This window comes from Candidatus Eisenbacteria bacterium (assembly GCA_020847735.1).
Lineage (GTDB): Bacteria > Eisenbacteria > RBG-16-71-46 > RBG-16-71-46 > RBG-16-71-46 > CAIXRL01.
The window spans coordinates 65,498-88,390 of the sequence record JADLBL010000024.1 but is presented as its reverse complement, the minus strand read 5'-3'; the positions used below and the strand labels follow the sequence as shown (position 1 = coordinate 88,390).

Sequence of the window (22,893 nt, the reverse complement as noted above, 5' to 3'; positions counted from 1 at the left end):
TGCGCTACTCCAATCGGCCGAACAGGTCGAGGAAACGCAGGCGCCAGACCATGCCGGCGGCCTCCCAGATGATCCTGCGGCTCATCTTCGAGACTCCCGCGCGGCGGTCCACGAACAGGATGGGGATCTCCTTGATCCGGAATCCGCGCTTCCAGCAACGGAACGACATCTCGATCTGGAACGAATAGCCCTCGGACTTCACGTGATCGAGCCGGATGCCCTCGAGTGCCCGGCGCCGGAAGCACTTGAAGCCCCCGGTCGAATCCGCGAGCGGCAGGCCGGTGACGATGCGCGTGTAGACGTTCGCCGAGTACGACAGGATGAGCCGGCTCAGCGGCCAGTTCACGACCGTCACGCCGTTCAGGTAGCGGCTGCCGAGGACGATGTCGGCGTCCCGTGCCGCCGCGAGGAACTCGCCGATGGCCGCCGGGTCGTGCGAGAAGTCCGCGTCCATCTCGAAGATGTACTCGGCGCCGTGCTCGAGCGCGTAGCGGAAGCCGTCCCGGTAGGCCGAGCCCAGGCCCAGCTTGCCGGGCCGCTTGAGCAGGTGGACGCGCTCGGAACGGCGCTGGTGTTCCTCGACGAGCGTCGCGGTCCCGTCGGGGGAGTTGTCGTCCACGACCAGCACGTCCAGCCCGAAGGGCAGCTCGAGCAGCTTGTCGAGCATCGGCGCGATGTTCTCGCGTTCGTTGTAGGTCGGGAGGATGACGAGCTTGTCCATCAGGACCCTCCCGCTCCCGCCGCCACGGCCGGATTCGTCCGCCGCCGCCCGAGCAGCACGCCGGCGGCGAGCAGCGCCAGTGCGACCGCCAGGCTGACGAGGGACACGACGAGGCCGCGCCGCACGCTCGGCGAGGCGAAGCGGAACACGACCTGGTGATGACCGGCCGGAACCACCACCGCGCGAAGCAGGTGGTCGGCCCGCAGCATCTCGGCGGGCTTGCCGTCCACCTTCACCGTCCAGTCCGGATACCACAGGTCCGCGAGGCGCAGGATTCCCGCGCCCGGCGTGTTCACGTCCACGTCCACCTCGTGCAGCGCGTACTTCGTGATCGTCGCGGTCGCTCCGTCCACCGGCCCGAGCTGGACTCCGGGATTCTTCGTCAGCCACGTCCACTTCGCGACGTCGCGACCGCCGGCCTCGACGGCGTCGAGCGCCGCGTGGCTCGAGTCGGGCACCACCCCGTACTCGCCCACCACCGTCGCGCGCGGCAACGCCGCGCTGTTCTCGTAGATGACGCGTGAACCCTGATGAACGATGTGCAGCCAGGGAGGAGTCTGCGCGGGGTCGAGCGGCTGCGAGAGCACGATGTAGCGGACGTTGAGCAGCCGCCACCAGTTCGGGTTGTCCAGCGCCTGCGCGTCCATGAGGTCCTGGAACAGCCGCGGCTTGGCGGCGTGCGCACCGCCGACGGTGGCGATGCCGAAGCCGGCGAGACGGTTGTCCTGGAACTGCTCCGGCACGAATACGCGGAACGAGCCCCACGGCCCGGCCTTCTCGAGGAACTCGACGACGTCGTCGCGGCCGTAGTCGAGGCTCTTCGCGACCGGGTCGCCGATCACCGGTTCCATGAGCTGGCGGCCGACCGGCCACAGGTTGAAGAGCAGGACGACCAGCACGAGCACGCTCGCCAGTCCGGCGTTCAGCCTGCGACCGGCCGCGAACCACGCGACCGCGGTGACGATGAGCCCCGTGAACGCGACCCGACCGAGGTCCGCGGCGAAGGCCGTGAACGCGGCGTTCGCCTGCTGCAGCGTGAACGACTGCTTGTGGGCGAGCGCGGTCGCGACGTACGCGCCGCGCAGGGCCTCCTGCCCGAACAGCGCGAGCAGCCCCGCCAGGGCCAGCAGTCCGCCGAGGGCGAGCAGCAGCCGGCGCAGGACCCCGCGCCGTGCCTCCTCACCCGTGTCGAGGACGTTGGTCCACCCCCACGCCATCGCCAGCGCGACCGCGAGGTGGAAGAGCAGGATGACCATGACCGGGACGCGGAACTTGTTGAACTGCGGCAGGTGATCGTAGAGGAAGCCGTAGAGCGGGAAGTGGCTTCCGAACGAGACGAGCAGGGCGAACGCGCCGAGCAGCACGGCCCACACGCGCACCGCGCCGCTGAAGCGCACGAACATGAGCACGGCGAGAAGCAGGGCGACGACGCCGATGTAGGCGTTCGGGTAGTCCGTGAACGGCATCGCGCCCCAGTAGGTCATGCCGCCGAAACCGACCCAGTTGGGCACGACCATCGCGCCCAGCTCGTAGGGCGCCATGGACCAGGCGGTCGCGTACGGAATGCCGACGCCGCCGGCGGCGTCGCCGGTGCCGCGGATCGAGTACTGCGAGTAGTCCTTGAGCGGCAGGTTGTAGAAGCCCGCGATCCCGAACGCCAGCGCCGCGGCCGCGCCGATTCCCAGCGCGCGCAGCAGCCGCGGCGCCAGCTGCGAGGGCGTGCGCAGCGAGGCGATCACCTCCACGGCGGCGAGCAGCCCGACCGCCATCCAGGTGTAGACGCAGATCTGCAGGTGACCGCGCAGGAACTGGAAGCCGCCCGCCAGCGCCAGCCAGCCGAGGTCCGCGAGCGAACCGCGCCGCAGCCAGCGCGAGGCGAGCCAGACCATGAGCGGCAGGTACGCCGAGTCCACCAGCTGGCTGCCGTGACCGTGCGAGCCGACCGCGACCAGGTTGGGCACGAACGTGAAGGCGACCGCCCCGAGCAGCGCGCCCTCCGGCCTCGCGCCCCACTCGCGCGCGAGCAGGAAGAAGAACAGCGCGCCGAGGAAGTAGTAAAGGAGCATCCAGGTCATGTCCGGCAGCGGCACGACCTTCTGGATCAGCGCCAGCGGCCAGTCGGGCGGGTAGATGAGCGGGTTGTACGCGCCGCTCGCGAAGGACGGCATGCCGAGGAAGACGAACGGATTCCACAGCGGATAGACGTGGTCCTTCCACAGCGACTGCTCGCCGATCCGCACGAAACCCGCGGGCGCGGTGGCGTCCGGCGCGACGAAGGTCTTGCCGCCCACCGAGACCTCGTGGAAGAACAGCACCGTCAGAAGCGCGAGAATGACGGCGGCCCACGCGGCCGTGAGCGTCAGGGGGCGCGCCGGCTTCGGCCCGGTTTTCGGTGCGGCTTTCTCTTTCGCCATCGCTCCGCCTGCGGAAGGGTTTCGCGCGGCCTTCAGAGCCGCGCCTCGATCTCGTGCACCATGCGGGCGGCCAGCGCGTCCCAGTCGTGGCCGCGCGCCAGCGCGCGCCGCCGCCCGGGGTCGCCGGGAGCCGAGAGCGCCCGGTCCAGGCTGCCTGCCCAGTCGTCGTTCGTGGTCGCGAAGAGGAGGTCGGGTGGGCTTTCCTTCAGGTCGAGGACGGGCGTGGTGATCACCGGGAGGCCGGCCGCCAGGTACTGGTAGACCTTGTTGGGGTTGATCCCCTGCACGAACGGATCGTCGGCGCGAAACGGAATGACGCCGACGTCGAGCGCCTGCATGCAGGCGGGCACCTCCGCATAGGCCCGCGGCCCCAGCACCGCGACGCCCTCGCGCCGGCCGAACTCCGCGACCGCGCCCGCGGTCGCGGGCGAGCCGGGCCCTATCAGTACCACCGTCCCCCCGCGCCGGTTCCGGCGCAGCGTCTCGAGCACCTCGAAGTCGAGGAAGTGGGAAAGAAGCCCCACGTAGCCGATCCGCGGTCGCGGCAGCGCCGCGAGATCCAGGGGGGCCGGGCGCGACGGCTCGAAGTGCGCCATCTCCACTCCGTTGCCGAGCAGGATCAAGGGCCGATCGGTCTCCCCGGCGAGCTGCCGGCGGTAGAACTCGGACACGACGAACACGGCCTGCGCCTGGCGGACCGTGCGCGACCAGTAACCCCGCGCCCAGGAAGGGCTCACGGAGAACTGAAAGGGACTGTCGTTAAAATCGTACAGTACCAGCTTCTTCGGAAGGCGAGAAAGCGCCGCGGGGCAGTAGATGTTCGAGGTCAGAACGACCGGCTCGGGGGCGACTCCCAGCCGCCGCAGCTGGTGGCCCAGCCACAGCTCGGCGCCCAGTTCGATGGCCGCCCGGCCGGCGCTCGAGCCCGCGAGCAGGTTGTACATCGCGCTCCGGGTGCCGGGCTTGAGGAACGGCACCGTGAAGTAGGTCACCGCCCCCTCGCGTCGCGGCTCCCACGGGTCGTCCGCCCCGACCGCCGGCGGCTGCGCGAAGAACACGCGCCACGACGCGGGAAAGCGCGACAGCAGGAACTGCTTCCGGGTCCGGAAGTAGCCCCAGCGCACCTCGGACAGGACGAGCAGGTCCACCCGGCGCGGGATCCCTACGTCCCCGCCGCGATCGCTTCCGCTTCCCGCGCTTCGACCTCGACGACGCCGAGGTGGCGGCCGGCGTTGGGCGAGGGGTCGTCCTCCCGTCCGAAGACCCGCGGATCGCTCGCGACGAAGCGGTGCGACCACGCTTCGAGACTCAGCCAGCGCCACACCTGAAGCCCGATGTCGCGCCGGCCGTCGAAGTAGCCCTCGAGCTCGCGGCGAACAGCCGCGCCGTCCACCCACTCCTGGAATGGCCCCGGCCGCGCCAGCCGGCGTCGCACCTCGCCCGCGTACCGGCCCCGCAGCCACACGTCGGCGGGCGTCTCGAAACCCATCTTGTCGCGCCGTGCGAGCACCGACGGCGGGACGCGGTCGCCGAGCGCGCGGCGCAGGATCGCCTTCGTCGTCGCGCCTTCGAGCTTCTGCCCGTCGGGCAGCGCGAACGCCAGCTCGACGATCCGCCAGTCGAGGAACGGCAGCCGCGTCTCGATCGAGAACGCCATCGAGTTGCGGTCCTCGTAGCGCAGCAGTCCCGGCAGCTGGCGCCGGAGCGTGTCGAACGCGAGCTGCCGCCAGAGCCACGAGCGTTCCGCGCGCGGGGCCCTCGGGGCGCCGGACGGAACGCTCGCGAGCGAGCGCGACAGCACGCGGTCCTTGCCCTGCCCGTAGCGGGTCCGCAGCGAGGCGACGAGCGGCGCCGGCAGCCACGGTTCGAAGGTGTGCAGCAGCGTCGTGGCGAACCCGAGGCGGTCGGTCACGCTGCCCCACAGCCGCGCGAACTCGCCGAAGCGCGCCGCTTCGGCCAGGTCGCGCAGGCGCGCGGGCAGGTAGCGGAAGTAGCCCGCCAGCAGCTCGTCGCCGCCCTGCCCGTCGAGCAGCACCTTGAGCCCGGTGGCGTGCGCCAGCTCCATCACCTTCCACTGCGAGTAGACGCCGGGGCCCGCGGTCGGCTCGTCCTGCTTCAGCGCCAGCGCGTCGAACACCGGCCAGAAGTCCGAGCCGTCCGGTACGACCAGGTGGCTCTGGGCGCCGCTCGCCTCGGCCGCCGCGCGGATCCACGGTCGCTCGTCGAAGGAGGGGCCTTCGTCGTAGGCGCACGAGAACGCGTGCAGTCCGCGGCTGGCGAGCCGGCCGGCGGTCGTCACGACGGCGCTCGAATCGAGCCCGCCCGACAGGCACGAGCCGACTTCGACGTCGGCACGCAGCCGCAGGCGCACCGAGTCCGTGAACAAGTCGGCGAGCTCGCGCGTCCAGTCCTCCGGACGGCCGTGCGCGTGCGCCTCCGGGTCGATCTCCCACCACGCCCGCAGGTGCAGTCCGTCGGGGCCGACCGTGAGGGCGTGTCCCGCCGGAAGCTGCCGCAGGCCCTCGAAGAAGGTGTGCGTCTCGTGATCCACCCAGTCGAGCGCCAGCAGGTCGCGCACCGCCGCCAGGCGCGGCACGATGCGCGCGGGCTGCGTGAGCACCAGCGCGCGGGGCTCGGAGGCGAACGCGAACCGGCTGCCGTCGTACTGGAAGTAGAAGGGCTTGACGCCCAGCCGGTCGCGCGCGCAGAAGAGCGCGCGCCGATCCGCGTCCCAGAGCGCGAACGCGAACATGCCGTTGAAGCGGGACAGGCAGTCCTCGCCCCACTGGCGATAGGCGGCCAGGATCACCTCGGTGTCCGAGGCGCCGAGGAACGCGGCGCCCAGCGATTCCAGCTCGGAGCGCAGCTCGACGTGGTTGTAGATCTCGCCGTTGTAGACGATCCAGCAGCGCCCGCCCGCGTCGCTCATCGGCTGATGGCCGGACGGCTTCAGGTCCACGATCGAAAGCCGCCGGTGAACCAGCCCGACGCCGAAGACGGACCCGGCCGCCTCGCCGCTCGAGCGGGCCGGCGCGAACGGCAGTCCGGAGCGGAAGGCTTCGGCCGGCGTGTCCGGTCCGCCGTGCGACTGCCAGGTGCCGCGCGCGGGATCGATCAGGACGAGGCCTTCGTCATCGGGTCCGCGATGGCGCATGAGCCGCGCCATCGCGCGCAGTCGTCCGATTTCGGCACGGCCGGTCCGCTCGTACAGCCCCGCGATTCCGCACATGGTTCCGTCCCTCCGGTCAGCCGTTCGCGCCGCCGTGCCGCACGGCGCCGCGATCCTTCCACACCTCGAAGACCACCGCGAGTCCCGCCCACGCGAGCACCGCCCCCGCCTTGAGCGCGACCCCGGCCGGCCCCGGCGGCGCCCAGCGCACCGCGGCGAGCCCGGCGAGCAGCGCCGCGGCGAACAACACTCCCAGCCGCGCGCCCCGGTACGGCATGGGCCGGACGCGCTGGGCGATCAGGTAGACGAGCACGGTGGACGTCGCGTGCGCGAGGAACGTGGCGATCGCCGCGCCCTCGGCGCCCAGGCGCGGCACCAGGGCCTGATTCGCGCCGATGGCGACGAGCGCCGCCGCGCCCGCGGCCCCGCCCAGCAGCGGCGTGCGGAGCGACAGGTTGATGCCGAGCGCCGCGACAGAGTAGGCGCCCTGCGCGACCGCGGCAAACGCGAGCCACATCGCCGGACGCGCCGCCGAGGCGTAGTCCTTCGTCGCCAGCAGCGAGACGATCAGGGGCGCGAACAACCCCGTGACCAGCGCCCCGAGCGAGGCGAGCCCGACGTACAGGGCGAGTACCCGCGCGTACAGCTTCGGCGCGTCCGCCTCGTTCGCCTTCGCGTAGGCGAACGGCCCGAACGCGAGATTGAACGCCGAGACGCCCAGGGTGATCACCGCGAAGAACTTCATCGCCACCGCGTAGACGCCGACCGCGTCGAGAGAAGCCGTGCGCTGCAGCGTCTCGCGGTCCACGAAGCCGATGACCGCGTAGGCGAGGGACACGGGCACGAGCGGCAGGCCGTAACTCAGCATGCGGCGCAGCAGGGCCCGGTCGAACACCGGCCGCAGGCTGTGCCGGCACAGCACCAGGCCGGCGAGCGCGGCCGCCGCGTCGCCGAACAGCTTGCCGTAGAGCACGCCCGCGACCCCGAGGTCCTTCGCGAGCACCAGCCAGAGCGTCAGCCCGCCGACGAGCAGCGTCTGCGTGACGTTGAGGGCGATGAATTTCCACGGCTGGAACGTGACGCGCAGCACGTCGTTCGCGAACAACGCCAGCAGCGTGAACGGCAGCGTGGCCGCGCCGATGCGCAGGTACTTCGCGTACACGACGCCGCCCAGCACGCGTTCGGCGAGCGGCGTCGCGAACGCCGCGAGGGCGAGCGCCACCGCGCCGCCGCTGACGATCCGGAACAGGAACGACGACGAAACCATGCGCACGCGCGAGGCGCGCCCGTCCTGCTCGTAGAAGAAGCGCGCCAGCGCGCCGTCCATGCCGAACACCAGCACCAGCAGCGCGCTCGCCGAGTACGAAATCACGAGGTCGGAGACTCCGTACTGCTGCGGCAGCAGCACGCGCGTCAGCACCGGCACGAGCAGCAGGTTCACGGCCTTGCCGCTCACCTGCCCGAAGCCGTAGACGAGCGAGTCGCCCGAAAGGCGCGCGAGGGACTCGCGGACGCTCAACGGGCCCCCGCGGCGCGGTAGATCTCGACCAGTCGCCGGGCGATCACGCGCGCATCGTGTTCGCGTTCCACGTAGGCGCGCGAGCGCTCGCCCAGTTCCCGCCGGCGCGGCGCGTCGCGGAGCAGCGCCTCGAGGTCGGCGGCCAGCGTCTCGACGCCGGTGCGCACGATCGGGCCGTCGCCGAGGCGCGCCTCGAAGTCGGGACGGATGTAGGCCATCGTCGGGCGCCCGAGGGCCATCGCCTCGGCGCTCACCATGCCGTACCAGCCCATCTGCAACTGGTCCACGAACACGTCGCATTCGCCCATCGCCACCCGCAGGGCCGCCCAGTCGAGCTTCTCGACCACGCGGAACTCGACGCCCGGAAACTTCGGGCGGAGCGCCTCGAACGCGCGCTCCACGTAGCGTGTGCCCTTGATGCCGCGGTTCGTCGGCGCGTGCAGCAGCAGGCGCGGCGTCTCGCGGAACGGCTGCGGCGTGTAGTCCGGCAGCCAGACGGCCACGTGCACCTGCCGGGCCCGCGGCGCCGACTCCAGCAGGTCGGGCGTCGAGACCAGTTCGGCGTCCGCGTACTTCGCGGCCTCGCGCAGGATGCGCTTCTGCCGCGCGGGGATGCAGAACGGCGGCGAGCATTCCGCGCACGTCGAGTGCACGTGCGTGGCCAGCATGTGCGCGCGGTTGCGGATGTCGCAGCCGTGATAGTGGAAGACGATCCGCTTGCCGAGGGCGCGGTAGAGCGGCAGGTCGAAGTTGTGGGGCGGGATGAGCGTCCGCCCGAAGTGGAAGTGATAGACGTCCCAGCGGAGCAGGTGCTTCGCGGTGAGCCCGAGGTAGCCGGCGTAGCGCGGCAGCGCGCCGCGCGCGTCGTAGGGCCGCATCTCGTCCACGCGGTGCGCGGCGAACGTCGGGTTGGTCGCCAGCGACCAGGCCTCGACCCCGATCTCGCGCAGCGCGCGCGCGAGGATGCTCGTCTGGCCGGCGATCTCGGACGGCGCGTGCAGGACCTTCACGGGCGCGGCCTCCCGAACGGGTTCGGCCTGCCGCACCACGGGCAGGTCCAGCGCCGCGGCCATGGCCGGCCCGCCTCGACGATCGCGTGCTCCCCGCACTCGCGGCAGACGTGCGTGACCCGCCGGGCTCCCGGCAGCGCTTCGCCCGGAGCGCCGGTCGCGCCGTGCGTCGTTCCGGCCTTCGCGAACGTCAGGACGAAGTTGGCGTCCTTCGCCAGATCGAGACCGGTCCCGCGGTGCAACGCGGCGAGCGTTTCGGTGAACGCGCCCTGCAGCGGCTTGGTGCGCGGATCGTTCATCCACGAGAAGCCGGCCGGCACGAAGGCGTGCGCGGTCAGCGCCATGCCGCGGCGGCGGAAGAGGCCGAGCACGCCGCGCAGATCGAAGCGCTGCTGGTGCTCGATGCGCTTGCCGAACTTGAGCAGCGCGTACTTCGCGAAATACCCGGCGAAGCGGTAGAGCCGGTCGTCGAACGCCGCCGCCCGCGGCACCGACAGGTAGAGCGTCCCTCCCGGCCGGGTCACGCGGACCAGCTCGTCACAGCACGCCTCGAGCTCGGTGACGTGCTCGAGCACGTAGTGGCAGACCGTGAGATCGAAGCTCCCGTCCCGCAACGGCAACCGCGCGAGGTCGCCGCGGAAGACGCGGCGGGTGGTCGCGCGGTCGGGGGGGCCGGGCGGAAACTTGATGTCGAAGCCGGTGATCGCGAGGTCGGGGCGCTCGGCGTAGGGCCACGAGCCCGGCCCGCAGCCGGCGTCGAGCACGCTCGTCCCGAGGGGCAGCGCTTCGATCACCTCGCGGAGGAAGACCGGGGGCTCGTGCGGCGCGCGCAGCGGCCGGTGGGCGACGGCTTCGCTCATGGCCGCACCTGCGACGGGTCGCGGCCGGCGAGCGCGTCGAGCAGCGCGCGGGGAACCGCGGCCGCCGCGGCGAACCGGCCGCGGCCGAGGAGCGCCACCCAGAGCAGCGCCTGCTGCGCGACGAACGCGGGTCCCCAGGTGAGCCGGGCGAGGCCGCGCGCGTGCAACGACCACAGCCGGACGCCGGCGCGCAGGCGCTGGTAGATCTTCCACGCGTTCACCGCCCCCCCGCTGCTCGCGCTCACCTCGTGCCACAGGCGGGCGGTGGGCACGAACAGCAGCCGGTAGCCGGCCGCGCGCGCGCGCAACGACCAGTCGGCGTCCTCGGCGTAGATGAAGTAGCCCTCGTCCAGCGGCCCCACCTTTCGCCACGCCCCGGCGGTCGCCAGCAGGCAGCAGCCGGTCAGGTAGCCCGTCGGCTCGATGGAGCGGAACTGCCCGTGATCCCGCTGACGGATCGCGCGGTGCGAGGTGTGCGCGAGCGCGGGCACGCAGCGCCCGCCCGCGTACCAGATGAGGTTTCCGGGAGCCGCGTGGTAGATGAGCGGCGCGGCGGCCCCCGCGCGCGGGTCCTCCTCGAGCGCCGCCAGGAGCTTTTCGTACAGCGCCGGATCGGCCTGCACGTCGTTGTTGAGCAGCATGACGGCGTCCGCCCCGCTCTCGAGCGCGCGCGCGAGCCCGGCGTTGTTGCCGCCGGCGAAGCGGCGGTTCGCGGGCAGCGCGAGCAGCTCGACGCCCGGGTATTCGGCGGCGATCGCCGCGGGCGAGCCGTCCGTCGAGCCGTTGTCCACCACCATCACCCGCGCGCTCCAGCCCCGCGGCACGCGGCAGCGCGCCAGCGAATCGAGGGTCGCGCGCGTGAGCGCGAGGCCGTTCCAGCCGAGCACGACGACCACGAGCGTCTTCATACCGGGTGCGCGCGCTCCCGCGCGAGCGCGCCGAGCGCGGCGGCCCCGGCGCCCGCCGCGGCGGCGGCGAGCACGATCGCGGCGAGCGCGAGCGGCCACCCGGGCAGCCCGGCGTAGCGCGCGTACAGCCACCAGACGTCGATCGCGCGCAGCAGGGCGTGCTGGTCCGTCGCCGAGATGCCGAGGCGCGGATCCACCGGCCCTCCCGAGCCGAGGACCGGCAGATCGCCGTGCAGGTGAGCGGTGATGTTGTCGGCCAGCATGCGCCAGTGCACCGCGATCGGGCTGAAGCGCGGATTGAAGTGGCTCGCCTCCATGAAACGCGGATCGTCGAGCGCGGTCGTGTAGGGATAGTCGCCGACCTCCCGCATCTCGGCCCCGTAGTGGATGCCGACGCCGCCGAGCGTGACGAGCAGCCCGGCGATCCCCAGGGCCCACGCCGCCCGGCGGCGCGCGCGCGTCGCGGCGGTGAGCGCGAACGCCACCGCCAGCAGCGCGGGCGGCAGCAGCGGCACCAGGTAGCGCGGTCCCCACGAGCCGTCTCCCGCCCAGTGCTGGAAGGTCCCGAACTGGAGCAGCGCCACGGCCCACATCGCGACCGCGGCCCTGCCGGCGCGGCGCGCCGGGCCGCCGTGGCGGGCTTCTCCGGAGTGGGAACGGGAGCGCGTCATCTCGGCGACACCGGCGGGGGCCAGCCACACGGCCGGAGCGAACCACAGCACGCCCTTGCCGGAGGACAGCAGCAGCCCGTACAGGCCGACGAGCAGCGGGGTCGTGAACGCCGCGGCCGAGGCCTGCGCGCCGTAACCGCTCTCGAGCGGGTTGCCGAAGCGCGCGACGTTGTAGGCGAGGTGCCCCGCGGCGGCGAGGGCGACACCGGCCAGCGGCACGAGCCATCGCGAGGGCCGCTCCCGCCCGAGCGCCGCGAAGGCGACCAGCACCAGCGGCAGCATGCTCGCCTTGGCCGAGACCGCGAGGAAGCCGCCGAGCCCGGCGTGGATCAGGCGGCGGCGCTCGTCGGGCAGGGGCTGAGCGCCGCCCGCCGAGGCGAGCGCGGCGTTGCCGAGCGCCAGCAGCAGGCCGAGCGCTTCGAGCGGCTCGGCCATGAAGCTCTTCGCGTACACCCACAGCGGTGTCGTGAAGCCGAGCAGCACGGCGGCCGCGAACGACGCGCCCGGCGTCGCGCCGAGCCGGCGCGCGAACGCGTACAGCGCCGCCACCAGCAAGGCGCACACGAAGGCGTTGAAGAACGAGGCGACGAACCGCGACGCCAGTTCGGCACGCTGCGGAGGCAGACCGGAGACAGCGGCCGCCGCCTCGCCGGCCGCCACGAACGGCGCCGCGAGCATCGCCTGACCCGCGTTGTTCTTGCTGTAGAAGCGTCCGTCGGGTCCGCGCAGCGTCGCCCCTTCGGGCACCGCGATGCCGCCGCGCAGCAGGGCGCGCGAGAGGTCGTACATCGTCACCTCGTCGCTGCCGGTGATGCGGCCGCCGCCGCTGACGGCGTACACGAGCAGCGCCGCGAGCGCGAGGAGCTTCGCCGTGCGCCGGAGCGGGGCGCGGTCCTTCACGCCCATCCCCTCGCCGGCCGCAGCTCGTCCACGAGCCCGACGGTCGAGGCCGCGAGCGCCTCCCACGAGTGCTCGGCCCGCAGCTTCGCCAGGTGCGGGGCCATCCCGGCGCCGAGGCTGCCCGCGAAGAAGCGGACGATCGCGTCGGCGAGCGCCGCCGGGTCCTCGGGGGGCGCGGTCAGTCCGGTCTCGCCGTCGCGCACCGTCTCGGCGATGCCGCCCACGCGGGTCGCGATCACCGGGCAGCCGAGCGCGTAGGCGACGTGCGTGACCCCGCTCTGCGTCGCGCTGCGGTACGGCAGCACGGTGACGTCGGCGGCGCGGAACAGCGCCTCGACCTCGTCGTCCGGAATGTAGCGATCGAGCATCCGCACCGCCCCCTCTCCCGCGGCCCTGGCCAGCGCCTCGTAGGGTTCGGCCTTCTCGTAGAACTCGCCGGCCACCACCAGCGTCGCGCCCGGGCGGCGCTCGCGCACCCGCGGCCACGCGGCGAGCAGCGTGTCGAGCCCCTTGTAGTGACGAACGTAGCCGAAGAACAGCGCCACGTCGCCCGCCAGCCCCAGCTTCGCGCGGGCGCTCTCGCGGGTGAAGCGACCGCGGTCGAACTGCGCGTAGAACGGGTGCGGAACGCGTCGCCGCGGCGCGCCGGGCTTGAGCCGGTCGAGGTCGCGCTCGACGGCGTCCGACATGACGAGGTAGCCGTCGGACTCGCGCAGCATCCAGCGCGTGCACAACGCGTCGTAGAAGCGCGGTTCGTGCGCCACCAGGTTGTCGCACACCAGCACGACGCGGCTGCCGCGGCGGCGCGCGCGCGCGACCGAGCTCGCGAACGACGGGGCGAAGAATGGCATCCACCACTTGAGCACGATCGCGCCCGGCGCGAACGCGTCGAGCGTCCGGGCCGCCCGGCCCCAGGTCCACGGGCCGATCGAATCGAGCTGCGCCTCGACCGGGAAGCTCGGCCGCGGCGCGTCCGGATCGAGCTGGCTGCTGCCGGGAAACAGGAAGCCGGGGTACTGGCGCGTGAAGGTCACCGCGCGCACCTGCGCCAGCGGTGCGAGCGCCTCGCCGAGCAGGCCCAGGTACTGCGCGAGCCCGCCCCGCCACGGATGCAGCGGGCCGAGCAGGCCGACGCGCCGCGCCGGCGGGGTCCCCGTCGCGTCCTGCGAGGCGCGCGCGCTCACGAGCGGTGCGCCCTCAGCGGCCGCGCGAGACCGACCACGAGGTCACGCCGCGCGCCTCGAACTGGAACGGCACGACCTGGCCGCCGTGCTTCTCGAGCGCGGCCGCGACCCGGTGGCGCCGGTCGAAGCGCGTCAGGAACAGGAAGTAGCCGCCGCCGCCCGCCCCCGTCATCTTGCCGCCGAGCGCGCCCTCCCGCCGCGCGACGTCGTAGAGCCGGTCCACGTGCGGGTTCGAGATGCCCTCGTCGAGCCGCTTCTTGTGCTCCCAGGCGCGGTGCAGCAGCTCGCCGAAGCCGTCGATCGCGCCGAGCAGCAGCGCGCGCTTCATTTCGTGCGCCTGCGCCTTGAGGGCGTCGAGCGCCGCCACCGTCTCGCGCCGGCCGCTGCGGTAGGACTTCGTCTGCCGCTCGATGATCTTCGCCGACTGTCGCGTCTGCCCCATGTAGCAGAGCAGCAGCCGGTACTCGAGCTCCTCGAGGTTCTCGCGGCGCAGCTTGAGCGGCGTCACCACCGTGCCGTCGGGATTGAACTCGATGAAATTGAAACCGCCGAACGCCGCCGCGTACTGGTCCTGCCGTCCGCCGGCCAGCCGGAGATCCACGCGCTCGACGCGGTAGGCGAGCTCGGCGACCTCGTACGGGGTCAGTTCGACCTTCAGCCACTCGCGCAGCACGCCGAGCAGCGCGACCATCATCGTGCTCGACGCCCCGAGCCCCGAGCCCGGCGGCGCGTCGGAATGCGTCCACAGGTCGGCGCCGCGTTTCACGCGCAGCGCCCGGACCGCCGCCTTGAGAAGGTCGAGCTGGCCGTCGAACTTGAGCCGCCGCGGGTGGTCGTACTTGGCGACCAGGTCGTAGTCGAGGCTCGCGAGCGTGAGCCGCGAGTCGCGGCGCGGGCGCAGCGAAGCGTACGCATAGTGGTTGATCGTCGCCGACAGCACGCAGCCGCCGTGCTCCTCCGGGTAGGGCGAGACGTCGGTGCCGCCGCCACAGAACGAAATCCGAAGCGGCGCGCGGGCGCGGTAGTAGCGGCCGGGCGCGGTCGTCGGGCTCACGCGGAAAGCTCCCGCTCGGCGCGCGCGTGGTCCTCGGGGGTGCCGATGTCCCAGAACCTGCCCTCGACCTCGCTGCCGGCCAGCAGGCCGCGCGCCGCGAGCCCGGGCAGCACGTCGCGCTCGAGCGACGACACGCCGGCGGGCAGGTGGCGCCAGAGCGCGGGCGAGAACGCGTACTGGCCGCCGTTCACCCACGCCGGCCCGCGAAACGCCGCGTCCTTCTCGACGAACCGCGACACCCGCCCGCCGGCGTGCTCGACCCGGCCGCGCGCGCCCGCATCCTGCACGCGGTAGAGCGCCACCGCGCCGAGCGCGCCCCTCTCCCAGCGGTCGCGCTCCAGCACCCACGGGTCGCATTCGCCGAGCGTGTCGCCGTTGACGACCAGCGCCGGGCCGTCCACGAACGGCGCCGCCAGGCGCAGAGCGCCGCCGGTGCCGAGGGGCTCGCTCTCGACCGAGTATTCGAGCGAGACGCCCAGCGCGGCGCCGTCGCCGAGCGCTTCGCGCAGCTGCCCGGCGCCGTAGCCGGCCAGGATCACCGCACGGGCCACGCCACGGTCCCTCAGCCACTCGAGCTGGCGCGCCAGGAACGGGCGGCCACCGAGCGGGGCGAGCGGCTTGGGCAGGTCGCCGAAGCGGGGCTTGAGCCGGGTCCCGAGTCCGCCGGCGAGCACGAACGCCTTCACGGTCAGGAGTCCAGGTTGAAGCGCTTGCGCACGGGATAGTCGGCGCGCGCGGCCTGGTGCGCGATCATCTCGCCCAGCAGCCCCATGAGGATGAACTGGATGGCGAGCAGCACGCAGGCCGCGGCGAACAGCATGAGCGGCCGGACGCGCAGCGGGTCGCCGTGCAGCCACTGGGCGGTGAACCACACGCCGAGCCCCAGGCCGATGGCGAGGAACAGCACGCCGATGCGCCCGAAGACGTGCAGCGGCTTGAGCGCCGAGGTCGAGATGAAGGCGGCGGCGAGCAGGTCGAGAAAGCCGTTCACGAACCGGGCGGCGCCGAATTTGGAGCGCCCGAAGCGACGCGCCCGGTGGTTCACGCCCAGCTCGCCGACGCGGAAGCCGCGCCAGTGCGCCAGCGCCGGCATGAAGCGGTGCAGTTCGCCGTAGACCTCGATCGCCTCCACCACTTCGCGGCGGTAGAGCTTGAAGCCGCAGTTGAAGTCGTGCAGCCGGATGCCCGCGACCCGCGAGGTCACGGCGTTGAACAGCTTGCTCGGCAGCGTCTTGGTGATCGGGTCGTGGCGTTTGACCTTCCAGCCCGAGACGAGGTCGAGCCCGTTCTCGAGCGCCGCCAGCAGCCGCGGCAGCTCGGCCGGATCGTCCTGCAGGTCGGCGTCGAGCGTCGCGACCAGTTCTCCGCGCGCGGCGCGGAAGCCGGTCGCGAGCGCCGCCGACTTGCCGAAGTTGCGGCGCAGCAGGATCGCCCGCACGCGCGGGTCGGCGGCGCACAGCCGTTCGTACAACGCCTCGGAACCGTCCCGCGAGCCGTCGTCCACGTACACGATCTCCCACGGCATGCCGAGCGCATCGAGCCCCGCGACCAGCTCCTCGTGCAGCTTCGCCAGGCTCTCGGCCTCGTTGTAGGCGGGAACCACGGCCGAGATGCGCGGCGCCGCGCTCACGCCTTCGCCCCGTAAAGACCGCGCGCCCACGCCGCCTCGGCGGCGAGCCCGTCGGCGATGGCGATGCGCGTCGCGTAGCCGAGGTCGGCCTGCAGCCGCGCGGCGTCGGCGCGGGTGCGCAGCGGATCGCCGGGCGGGCGCGGTTCGAAGCGCAGCTTCGCCTTCGCGCCGAGCGCGCCGGCCAGCACCTCGATCGCCTCGAGGACCTCGACCTGCGAGCCGCCGCCGACGTTGTACACGCCCTGCGGCGCGCTGCTCCGCCAGGCCCGCACGTTCGCCTCGATGGCGTCGCTGATGAAGGTGAAGTCACGGGACTGGCGCCCGTCACCGTAGACGACGATCTCCTCGTCGCGCAGCAGGGCCCGGCAGAAGCGGTGGAACGCCATGTCGGGGCGCTGGCGCGGGCCGTAGACCGTGAAGTAGCGCAGCGCCGCGACGTTCATGCCGAAATTGCGGCCGTAGAGCAGCACCAGATGCTCCCCCGCCAGCTTGGTCACGCCGTACGGCGAGAACGGCCTCGGCAGGAGCGTCTCGTCGGTCGGATAGCGCTCGGCATCGCCGTAAACGGACGACGAGGAGGCGTAGACGAAGCGATCGAGCTTCGCGTCGCGGTAGCGCTCGAGCAGCCGCTGGGTGGCGAGCACGTTGTGATGCACGTACGAGGTGAATTCCCGCCCCCACGACGCCCGTACGCCGGCCTGCGCCGCCTGGTGGAAGACGACGTCCACGTCGGGCAGCGCACCGAGGTCGGCCGCTCCCAGGTCCAGCTCGAGCAGCCGGTAGGCCGGGTGCGAAGCGGCGGCCTCGAGGTTGCGGCGCTTGAGCGCGGGATCGTAGTAGTCCGTGAAGCAGTCCACGCCGGTGACCCGGACGCCGTCCGCGAGCAGCCGCTCGGCGAGCGTCGAACCGATGAAGCCCGCCGCTCCCGTCACCAGGGCATGGGTCGCCACGCGCTTCCTCCTAGGTTCTGTCCGAGAACGCCGCGCGGTGCCGTTGCGGGCGCCGGTGGCACGGTCGCAAGGAACGCCGACGAGACGAGGGTGTGCCCCCTGTCGAGGAGGCGTGACGCGGCGACCGTGCCGCCGCCGCCCGCAACCCGAAGGGCGGTCCCGGGAATGGCCGTCGGGCCGCGTTGCTCGTCGTCCACAGAGGGATCAACTCTCGTGTCCTCCTCGCTCCTTGCGCGACGGCCATTCCCGGGACCGCGGCGCCGCGGGGCGTTCTCAGACAGAACCTAGGGCACCGGCACCGTCGGAGGCCGCCGGGTCGGCGCCTGCGACGCGTCGAATCCGCGCTCGGCCTGCAGCAGGCCCGACGCCTGCGGATCGTTCGGGACGTTCGTGAGCCAGCGCTGCAACACCGCGATGGCCGCCTCGCGGTTGCCCATCTGCCGCAGGCTCGTGTACAGGCCGTAATACGCCTGAGCGTAGGTCGGGTCGAGCTGCACCGCCATTTCGAACTCACGGATCGCCTCGTCCATGCGCCGCTCCATCGCCAGCGTCGCGCCCCAGTAGTAGCGCGCCTCGGGGCTGCCCGGGAAGCGCTTCGCGAGCTGTTCGTAGAAGCCGAACGCCTTCGCCGTGTCCCCGGACTCCATGTAGAAGAGGCCGAGCGGCGTGTGGATCTCGGGGAAGTTCGGAAACATCCGGGTGATGCGCTCCATCTCGGAGATCGCCTTCGGCAGGTCGCCTGTGCGCCGGTAGTAAAGCGCCAGCTGCAGGTGCGCGGCCGCGTAGTTGCGCGACAGCGTCTCGGAGTTCTCGTCCTTGTACACGCGCGGGTCCCACGACCCGTCGGCCGTGAACAGCCCGCGGTAGAGGAAGGTCTTGTAGAGCGCCTTCGTGGTCGCCGCCACGTCGAGCCCGGCCATCGTCGAATCCGACTTCACCTCGTAGACCAGGCCCTGCAGCGAAAACAGGTTGTCGTAGCCGTAGTGCTCGGGAACCGTGACCGCGAAATAGGGCTGGCGCTTCCAGCTGCCGTCGGGATTGCGGTCCTCCTGCAGCAGGTGGTGGACCATGAACTCGTTGGTGTAGATGACGCGTCCCGTCTGCGGGTCGCGAATCGCCCCGAGCCCGAGCTGGTCGATGGTCGCGTCGTCGAGCACGACCGGGAGCTTCGGCGGCTCGTCGCGAAGCTGGCGGATGTACCAGTCGGTGTTGAGCAGGCTCAGGTTGACGATCCGCACGTCCTTGCGGAAGCCCTCGACCTGCTGGATGTACCAGAGCGGGAAGGTGTCGTTGTCGCCGTTGGTGAACATGAACGAGTTCGGCGCCAGCGGGGCGAGCATGTTGTACGCGTAGTCGCGGGCGATGTAGTTGCCCGAGCGGTCGTGCGTGAACCACATGTTGCGCATCAACTGGAACGGCATCGCCACCATCAGCGCGAGCGTGCCCCACGTCGCCCAGCGCCGCAGGCCACCGTCGGCGAAGGACTCGCGCACCCAGCCGATCAGCCACACCGCCCCGAGCCCGATCCACAGCGTGTAGGCGTGATAGCCGCTCTGGAAGAAGTAGTCGCGCTGGCGCACCTCGTGGTCGCTGAAGTTGAGGAACACGATCAGGCCGGCGGTGTTGAGCCCGAAGAACGCGAGATTGAACAGGAACCCGCGGCGCGGGTCGCGGCGCGCCTGCCACAGCGCCCCGGCGAGGCCGAGCAGCAACGGCACGATCGCGCCCGGCGGAAACAGCAGCCGCCGCGCGTAGTCGAGCCCGCCGAGCACGTCGCCGTTGGCGCGCGTCGCGCCGTAGTACTCGACCGCGTCCCAGTCGTCGCCGCCGAACAGCAGCCACTGGCGGCGGAAGTAGCGCCAGAACTCCTTGTTGAGCTGGATGTCGGCGATGCGCGAGAACGACGTCATGCCGCGGCGGTCGAAGACGCCGTCCCCGTCGGAGTCGGTCATGTTCATCTCGCCGTACTGCTTGCGTTCGAGCAGGTCGCGCAGCTTGTCCCAGGTCGCGGGCGCGCCCTCGTTGATCGCCGGATGCTGGGCCGCGCGGATCGGCAGGTAGAGGTGCGTCGAGTAGCCCGCCACCATCAGGAAGAGCGCGAGCAGGAGCACGCGGCCCTCGCGATGCCTGCGCGACATCCACAGCCACGGCACGACGAGCGACGCGACCGAGGCGAGCGCCGCGGCCGGGGTGAAGTTCGCGTCGGAGGCCGCGTAGCGGACCCCCCACAGTCCCGCGGCGGCGCTCAGCAGCACCAGCCAGCCGGGCAGCTTGCGCTGGAACCCGAACCAGACGATCTGGGCGATGCCCAGCACGAGCACCGCGCCCGCCATCTTCTCGAGGCCCGCCGGCACGCGCAGCAGCGAGAGGAACGGCATCGCGAACAGGATCGCGACCTTCCAGTCCACGAACGCGACCAGCACGATCAGCGGCGCGCCCATGACTCCGACCCCGAGGTGGAGGCCGACGGACAGCCACATCAGGTAGGTGGCGAGCAGCAGCGGGCCGACCGTGGGCCGGCGGTCGTGCGCCTCCCACCATCGCAGGCCGAGCCAGAAGACGAGGATCTGCGCCAGGCTCATGAGCTGGTAGACCTCGGCCTCGACCGAGTTCTCCCAGAAGCCGTCGCTGAAGGCGAGCATCAGCGCGCCGCACACCGCGCCGCCGATCGCCGCCCACTCCTGCCAGTCCTCGCGCGACTCGCCGAAGGCGCGGCGCGCGAGCCGCAGGATCGCGAGATAGCTGATGAACACCGCCAGCGCGCCGGCGACGGCCGAGAGCGCGTTGACCTGCTGCGCGGTCGTTCCCCACGGAAGCATCGTGAAGATGCGTCCGATCAGGACGTAGAACGGCGTGCCCGGCGGGTGCGGGATTCCGAGGATGCGCGATACGGCGATGAACTCGCCCGCGTCCCAGAAGGGCACCGTGGGCGTGAGCGTCTTGAAGTAGGCGAACAGCGTCGCGGCGAGCACGAACAGCCCCGCGATCGCCGGCACACGCGACTTCAGGTTCATTCGGGGAGCCTCCGGCTGCTCCGGGCTTCGGCACGGCGGTGCGGGATGCGCACGAGGAACACCACTCCTCCGATCAGGCTGACCGCGACGGCGACGAGGTAGGTCGTGAACTGCAACGAGAAGGCGCGACCCGGGGAAAGGCCGACCAGGCCGAACAACTGGATTCCCGCCGCTTCGCGCACACCGATGCCGTTCAACGAGATGGGCAGGGACACTATCACCGCGAGCAACGGCACGAAAAGGAAGAAGTAGGCGGCGGGCACGGCCAGCCCGAGCGCGCGGGCGGTCAGGACGTGCACGCCGACGCGCATGACCTGCACGATCAGCGCGACGATGAACAACTCCATGAAGAGTCGCCGCTGGTGCCGGAACCCCTGCAGCCGGTCGGCGAGCTCGTCCAGCGCGGGCTTGAGCCGGCCCAGCCCCAGGCCCGACAGCAGCCGCTCGACGGTGGCGAGCGACCGCGGATGAAAGATCGCCCACAGCAGCATCCCCGAGGCGACGAACACGAACAGCAGCCCGGCATAGACGACGCCGAGGTGAAAGTGGTCAATGGCCGGAAGGGTCGTCACGACCGCGAGCCCGGCGAGCGTGACGGTGCCGATCATGCGGTCGAGCAGCACGGTCGAGAACGAGGTCGCGCGCGAGCCGGTCGTGCGTGACGCGTCCATGACGCGCGCGAAGTCGCCGCCGACGTTCGCGGGCAGGAAGTTGTTGAAGAAAAGTCCGACGTGGTAGTAGGCGCACACCTTCCAGAAGGGCAGACCGATGCCCGCGCCGCGAAGCAGCCGGCTCCACTGGTAGGAGCCGAGCACGTTGCTCGCCAGCATCAGCCCGAACGCGACGGCCAGCCACTCGAGGCGCGCGTGCCGGATCGAGTCCACCTGCGACCAGTCGATCTTGCGGAACAGCCAGGCGAAGAGCCCGAGGGACAGCACGACCTTCGCGCCGAGCAGCAGGGCGGTTTTCGGCGACGGCCGGCCGGGCCCGCTCACGCGCCCTCCCCGGTGAGCGCGTCGAGCGACCGCCGCGCGCAGTCGTCCCAGCGGAATCCCGCGGCCCAGCGCACGCCCGCGTCCGCCAGCCGCGCGCGCAGGCCGGCGTCGCCGAGCACGCGTTCCAGCGCGCCGGCCAGCGCCGCGTCGTCGCCGTAGGGCACGAGCAGGCCGGTCTCGTCGCGTCGCACCGAGTCGCGCAGCCCCGGGCTGTCGGCGGCGACCACCGCGGTTCCGCACGCGCCCGCTTCGATCACCGTCAGGCCCCAGCCCTCCTTGGGGCTCGGCTGGATCAGCGCCCACGCCTCGCGCAGGCGGCGGACTTTTTCGGACGGCGGCAGGAAGCCGTGGAAGCGGACCGTTTCCGCGAGCCCCGCAGCCCGCGTCCGGCGCTCGAGATCCGCCTGCCACGGTCCGTCGCCGATCACGTCGAGGCGCAGGGAAGGGAACTTCGCGCGCACGCGCGGCAGCGCTCGCAGCACCCAGTCGAGGCCCTTGTAGCGTCGCAGGCGGCCGACGAACACCAGCGTCGGTTCGGCCGCCTTGGCGACCGAAGGGTCGGGGGTGTAGCGCTCGTGGTTCATGCCGCAGTGCACGACCGTCACGCGCCCGGCCGGCACGCCGCGCGCGACGAGGTCGTCGCGCGTGCTCTCGGAGATCGCCAGGAAGCGCGAGCCGCGGTAGGCGGCGGGAATCAGCCGCTCGAGCGCGACCACGTACGTGGCGATCGCGGCGTTCGCCTCCTGGAAGGCGGTGACGCCGAACAGGTGCGGCACGATCACCGCGACCGGGGCCTTCGTCCACTGCGCCGTGAAGCACGGCACCTTGTTGATGTCCTCGATCACCAACTCCGGCGTGCGCGCGCCGCCGAACTCGCGCGCCAGCACGCGCGGCACCGCGAGGTTGAAGCTCCACCAGTCGCCGCGCCGCACGATTCGCATGCCGCGGTGCTCGCCCTCGGGCGGCGCGCCGCGAAAGGCGCTCGCCAGCCAGGTGACGTCCCATCCGCGCCGCACCGCCTCGAGCAGGATCTCCTCGAGGTGCAGTTCGGCGCCGCCCGCCTCCGGGTGGGCGGGGTCGCGGAAGTTGACGGCCAGCAGGCGACGCGCAGCGCTCATCGCCGGCGCGCCACCGTGCCGATGACGTGGCAGGTCCACAGCGCCCAGCGCCGCCGGCGGAGCCTCGCGCGCACGGACTCCCAGCCGTTCGACCAGAAGGCCGGTCCGCGCGGATGCAGCGGCAGCCGCAGGCCGAGGCCGCGCTTCAGGACCTCGCGCACGACGCGGTAGCCGAGCCCCGGCACCATCCAGTCCCCGTAGGTGCGGACCACGTCCAGGCCGGTGGCCGCGCACAGGCGCTCGAGCTGAGCGGGAGTGAACTGCGTCTCCCAGCCCGCGAACCACCGGTTCGCGAGGATCAGCGCGTTCTTCATCAGCGTGTAGGCGTGGAAGGTCTGCGGAACGTCCACGATCATCCGCCCGCCTCGGGCCGTCACGCGCGCGTTCTCGCGCAGCAGCGGCATGGGATCGCGGAAGTGCTCGAGCAGGCCCTGGTGGAACGAGACGTCAATGGCGCCGTCCCGGAAGGGCATGCGCGTGGCGTCGGCCTGCACCAACAGGACCGGGACGCCCTGCGCGGCGGCCACCTGCCGCACCACCGCCAGCGAGGCGGGCGAGTAGTCCAGCACGACGCCGCGGGCCCCGAGCTTCGCGAGCGCGATCAGGTCGCGGCCGGAGCCGGCGCCGATCTCCATCACGACGCGGCCTTCGACCGGACCGTCGGCGAGCACCTCGCGCACGAGCCGCCCGCCCGTCGAGTACGTGTCGTGGATGTCGGCCTGGTGCCCCTTCCAGTAGGACTCCCAGTGGTCGAGGGTGGACTCGCGCGCCAAACG

18 protein-coding genes are annotated in these 22,893 nt (G+C 72.1%); all 18 read right to left on the bottom strand.

What is annotated here, in order from left to right; translation table 11 throughout:
* Positions 1 to 4 precede the first annotated feature (4 nt).
* A complete protein-coding gene (locus IT347_13575; protein ID MCC6350610.1) occupies positions 5 to 721 on the bottom strand; it encodes a polyprenol monophosphomannose synthase in 717 nt (238 codons plus the stop codon).
* Entirely contained in the window at positions 721 to 3,135 is a 2,415-nt protein-coding gene (locus tag IT347_13570) for a hypothetical protein (protein ID MCC6350609.1), read from the bottom strand. Before IT347_13570 ends, IT347_13575 begins: the two co-directional genes overlap by 1 nt.
* 32 nt (positions 3,136 to 3,167) lie before the next feature.
* Complete coding sequence (locus IT347_13565; GenBank protein MCC6350608.1) at positions 3,168 to 4,283, bottom strand: glycosyltransferase; 1,116 nt, start codon at positions 4,281 to 4,283, stop codon at positions 3,168 to 3,170.
* A 14-nt stretch (positions 4,284 to 4,297) separates the two neighbouring features.
* Entirely contained in the window at positions 4,298 to 6,364 is a 2,067-nt protein-coding gene (asnB, locus tag IT347_13560; GenBank protein MCC6350607.1) for an asparagine synthase (glutamine-hydrolyzing), read from the bottom strand.
* 16 nt (positions 6,365 to 6,380) lie between these two features.
* On the bottom strand, positions 6,381 to 7,823 hold the full coding sequence (locus IT347_13555; GenBank protein ID MCC6350606.1) for an oligosaccharide flippase family protein: 1,443 nt from the start codon (positions 7,821 to 7,823) through the stop codon (positions 6,381 to 6,383).
* A complete protein-coding gene (locus IT347_13550; GenBank protein ID MCC6350605.1) occupies positions 7,820 to 8,896 on the bottom strand; it encodes a glycosyltransferase in 1,077 nt (358 codons plus the stop codon). Before IT347_13550 ends, IT347_13555 begins: the two co-directional genes overlap by 4 nt.
* Complete coding sequence (locus IT347_13545) at positions 8,830 to 9,693, bottom strand: class I SAM-dependent methyltransferase (GenBank protein MCC6350604.1); 864 nt, start codon at positions 9,691 to 9,693, stop codon at positions 8,830 to 8,832. The genes IT347_13550 and IT347_13545 overlap by 67 nt, the downstream gene beginning before the upstream one ends.
* A complete protein-coding gene (locus IT347_13540) occupies positions 9,690 to 10,601 on the bottom strand; it encodes a glycosyltransferase family 2 protein (protein MCC6350603.1) in 912 nt (303 codons plus the stop codon). The genes IT347_13545 and IT347_13540 overlap by 4 nt, the downstream gene beginning before the upstream one ends.
* On the bottom strand, positions 10,598 to 12,172 hold the full coding sequence (locus IT347_13535; GenBank protein MCC6350602.1) for a hypothetical protein: 1,575 nt from the start codon (positions 12,170 to 12,172) through the stop codon (positions 10,598 to 10,600). Before IT347_13535 ends, IT347_13540 begins: the two co-directional genes overlap by 4 nt.
* Positions 12,169 to 13,356 carry a glycosyltransferase gene (locus tag IT347_13530; GenBank protein ID MCC6350601.1) on the bottom strand — a complete coding sequence of 396 codons (1,188 nt, stop codon included), beginning with the start codon at positions 13,354 to 13,356 and terminating at the stop codon, positions 12,169 to 12,171. The genes IT347_13535 and IT347_13530 overlap by 4 nt, the downstream gene beginning before the upstream one ends.
* Before the next feature lie 13 nt (positions 13,357 to 13,369).
* Positions 13,370 to 14,410 (bottom strand): GHMP kinase, encoded by a 1,041-nt coding sequence (locus IT347_13525; GenBank protein MCC6350600.1) that lies wholly within the window; start codon positions 14,408 to 14,410, stop codon positions 13,370 to 13,372.
* Positions 14,407 to 15,096 (bottom strand): NTP transferase domain-containing protein, encoded by a 690-nt coding sequence (locus IT347_13520; protein ID MCC6350599.1) that lies wholly within the window; start codon positions 15,094 to 15,096, stop codon positions 14,407 to 14,409. Before IT347_13520 ends, IT347_13525 begins: the two co-directional genes overlap by 4 nt.
* 2 nt (positions 15,097 to 15,098) lie before the next feature.
* Positions 15,099 to 16,040: a glycosyltransferase family 2 protein gene (locus IT347_13515; GenBank protein ID MCC6350598.1), complete on the bottom strand. Its 942-nt coding sequence runs from the start codon at positions 16,038 to 16,040 to the stop codon at positions 15,099 to 15,101.
* Positions 16,037 to 16,990, bottom strand: coding sequence for an NAD-dependent epimerase/dehydratase family protein (locus IT347_13510; GenBank protein MCC6350597.1), 954 nt, complete (start codon positions 16,988 to 16,990; stop codon positions 16,037 to 16,039). Before IT347_13510 ends, IT347_13515 begins: the two co-directional genes overlap by 4 nt.
* A gap of 284 nt (positions 16,991 to 17,274) precedes the next feature.
* Positions 17,275 to 20,004, bottom strand: a complete 2,730-nt coding sequence (locus IT347_13505; protein ID MCC6350596.1) for a DUF2723 domain-containing protein — start codon at positions 20,002 to 20,004, stop codon at positions 17,275 to 17,277.
* Complete coding sequence (locus IT347_13500) at positions 20,001 to 20,999, bottom strand: flippase-like domain-containing protein (GenBank protein ID MCC6350595.1); 999 nt, start codon at positions 20,997 to 20,999, stop codon at positions 20,001 to 20,003. Before IT347_13500 ends, IT347_13505 begins: the two co-directional genes overlap by 4 nt.
* Positions 20,996 to 22,117 carry a glycosyltransferase family 4 protein gene (locus IT347_13495; GenBank protein MCC6350594.1) on the bottom strand — a complete coding sequence of 374 codons (1,122 nt, stop codon included), beginning with the start codon at positions 22,115 to 22,117 and terminating at the stop codon, positions 20,996 to 20,998. The genes IT347_13500 and IT347_13495 overlap by 4 nt, the downstream gene beginning before the upstream one ends.
* Entirely contained in the window at positions 22,114 to 22,890 is a 777-nt protein-coding gene (locus IT347_13490; protein ID MCC6350593.1) for a class I SAM-dependent methyltransferase, read from the bottom strand. Before IT347_13490 ends, IT347_13495 begins: the two co-directional genes overlap by 4 nt.
* Positions 22,891 to 22,893: the final 3 nt, after the last annotated feature.

Bases quoted from the DNA above. Each gene is read 5' to 3' on its own strand.
- IT347_13575 (MCC6350610.1), bottom strand. From the start codon at position 721: ATGGACAAGCTCGTCATCCTCCCGACCTACAACGAACGCGAGAACATC.
- IT347_13570 (MCC6350609.1), bottom strand. From the start codon at position 3,135: ATGGCGAAAGAGAAAGCCGCACCGAAAACCGGGCCGAAGCCGGCGCGC.
- asnB (MCC6350607.1), bottom strand. From the start codon at position 6,364: ATGTGCGGAATCGCGGGGCTGTACGAGCGGACCGGCCGTGCCGAAATC.
- IT347_13550 (MCC6350605.1), bottom strand. From the start codon at position 8,896: ATGGCCGCGGCGCTGGACCTGCCCGTGGTGCGGCAGGCCGAACCCGTT.
- IT347_13545 (MCC6350604.1), bottom strand. From the start codon at position 9,693: ATGAGCGAAGCCGTCGCCCACCGGCCGCTGCGCGCGCCGCACGAGCCC.
- IT347_13540 (MCC6350603.1), bottom strand. From the start codon at position 10,601: ATGAAGACGCTCGTGGTCGTCGTGCTCGGCTGGAACGGCCTCGCGCTC.
- IT347_13505 (MCC6350596.1), bottom strand. From the start codon at position 20,004: ATGAACCTGAAGTCGCGTGTGCCGGCGATCGCGGGGCTGTTCGTGCTC.
- IT347_13495 (MCC6350594.1), bottom strand. From the start codon at position 22,117: ATGAGCGCTGCGCGTCGCCTGCTGGCCGTCAACTTCCGCGACCCCGCC.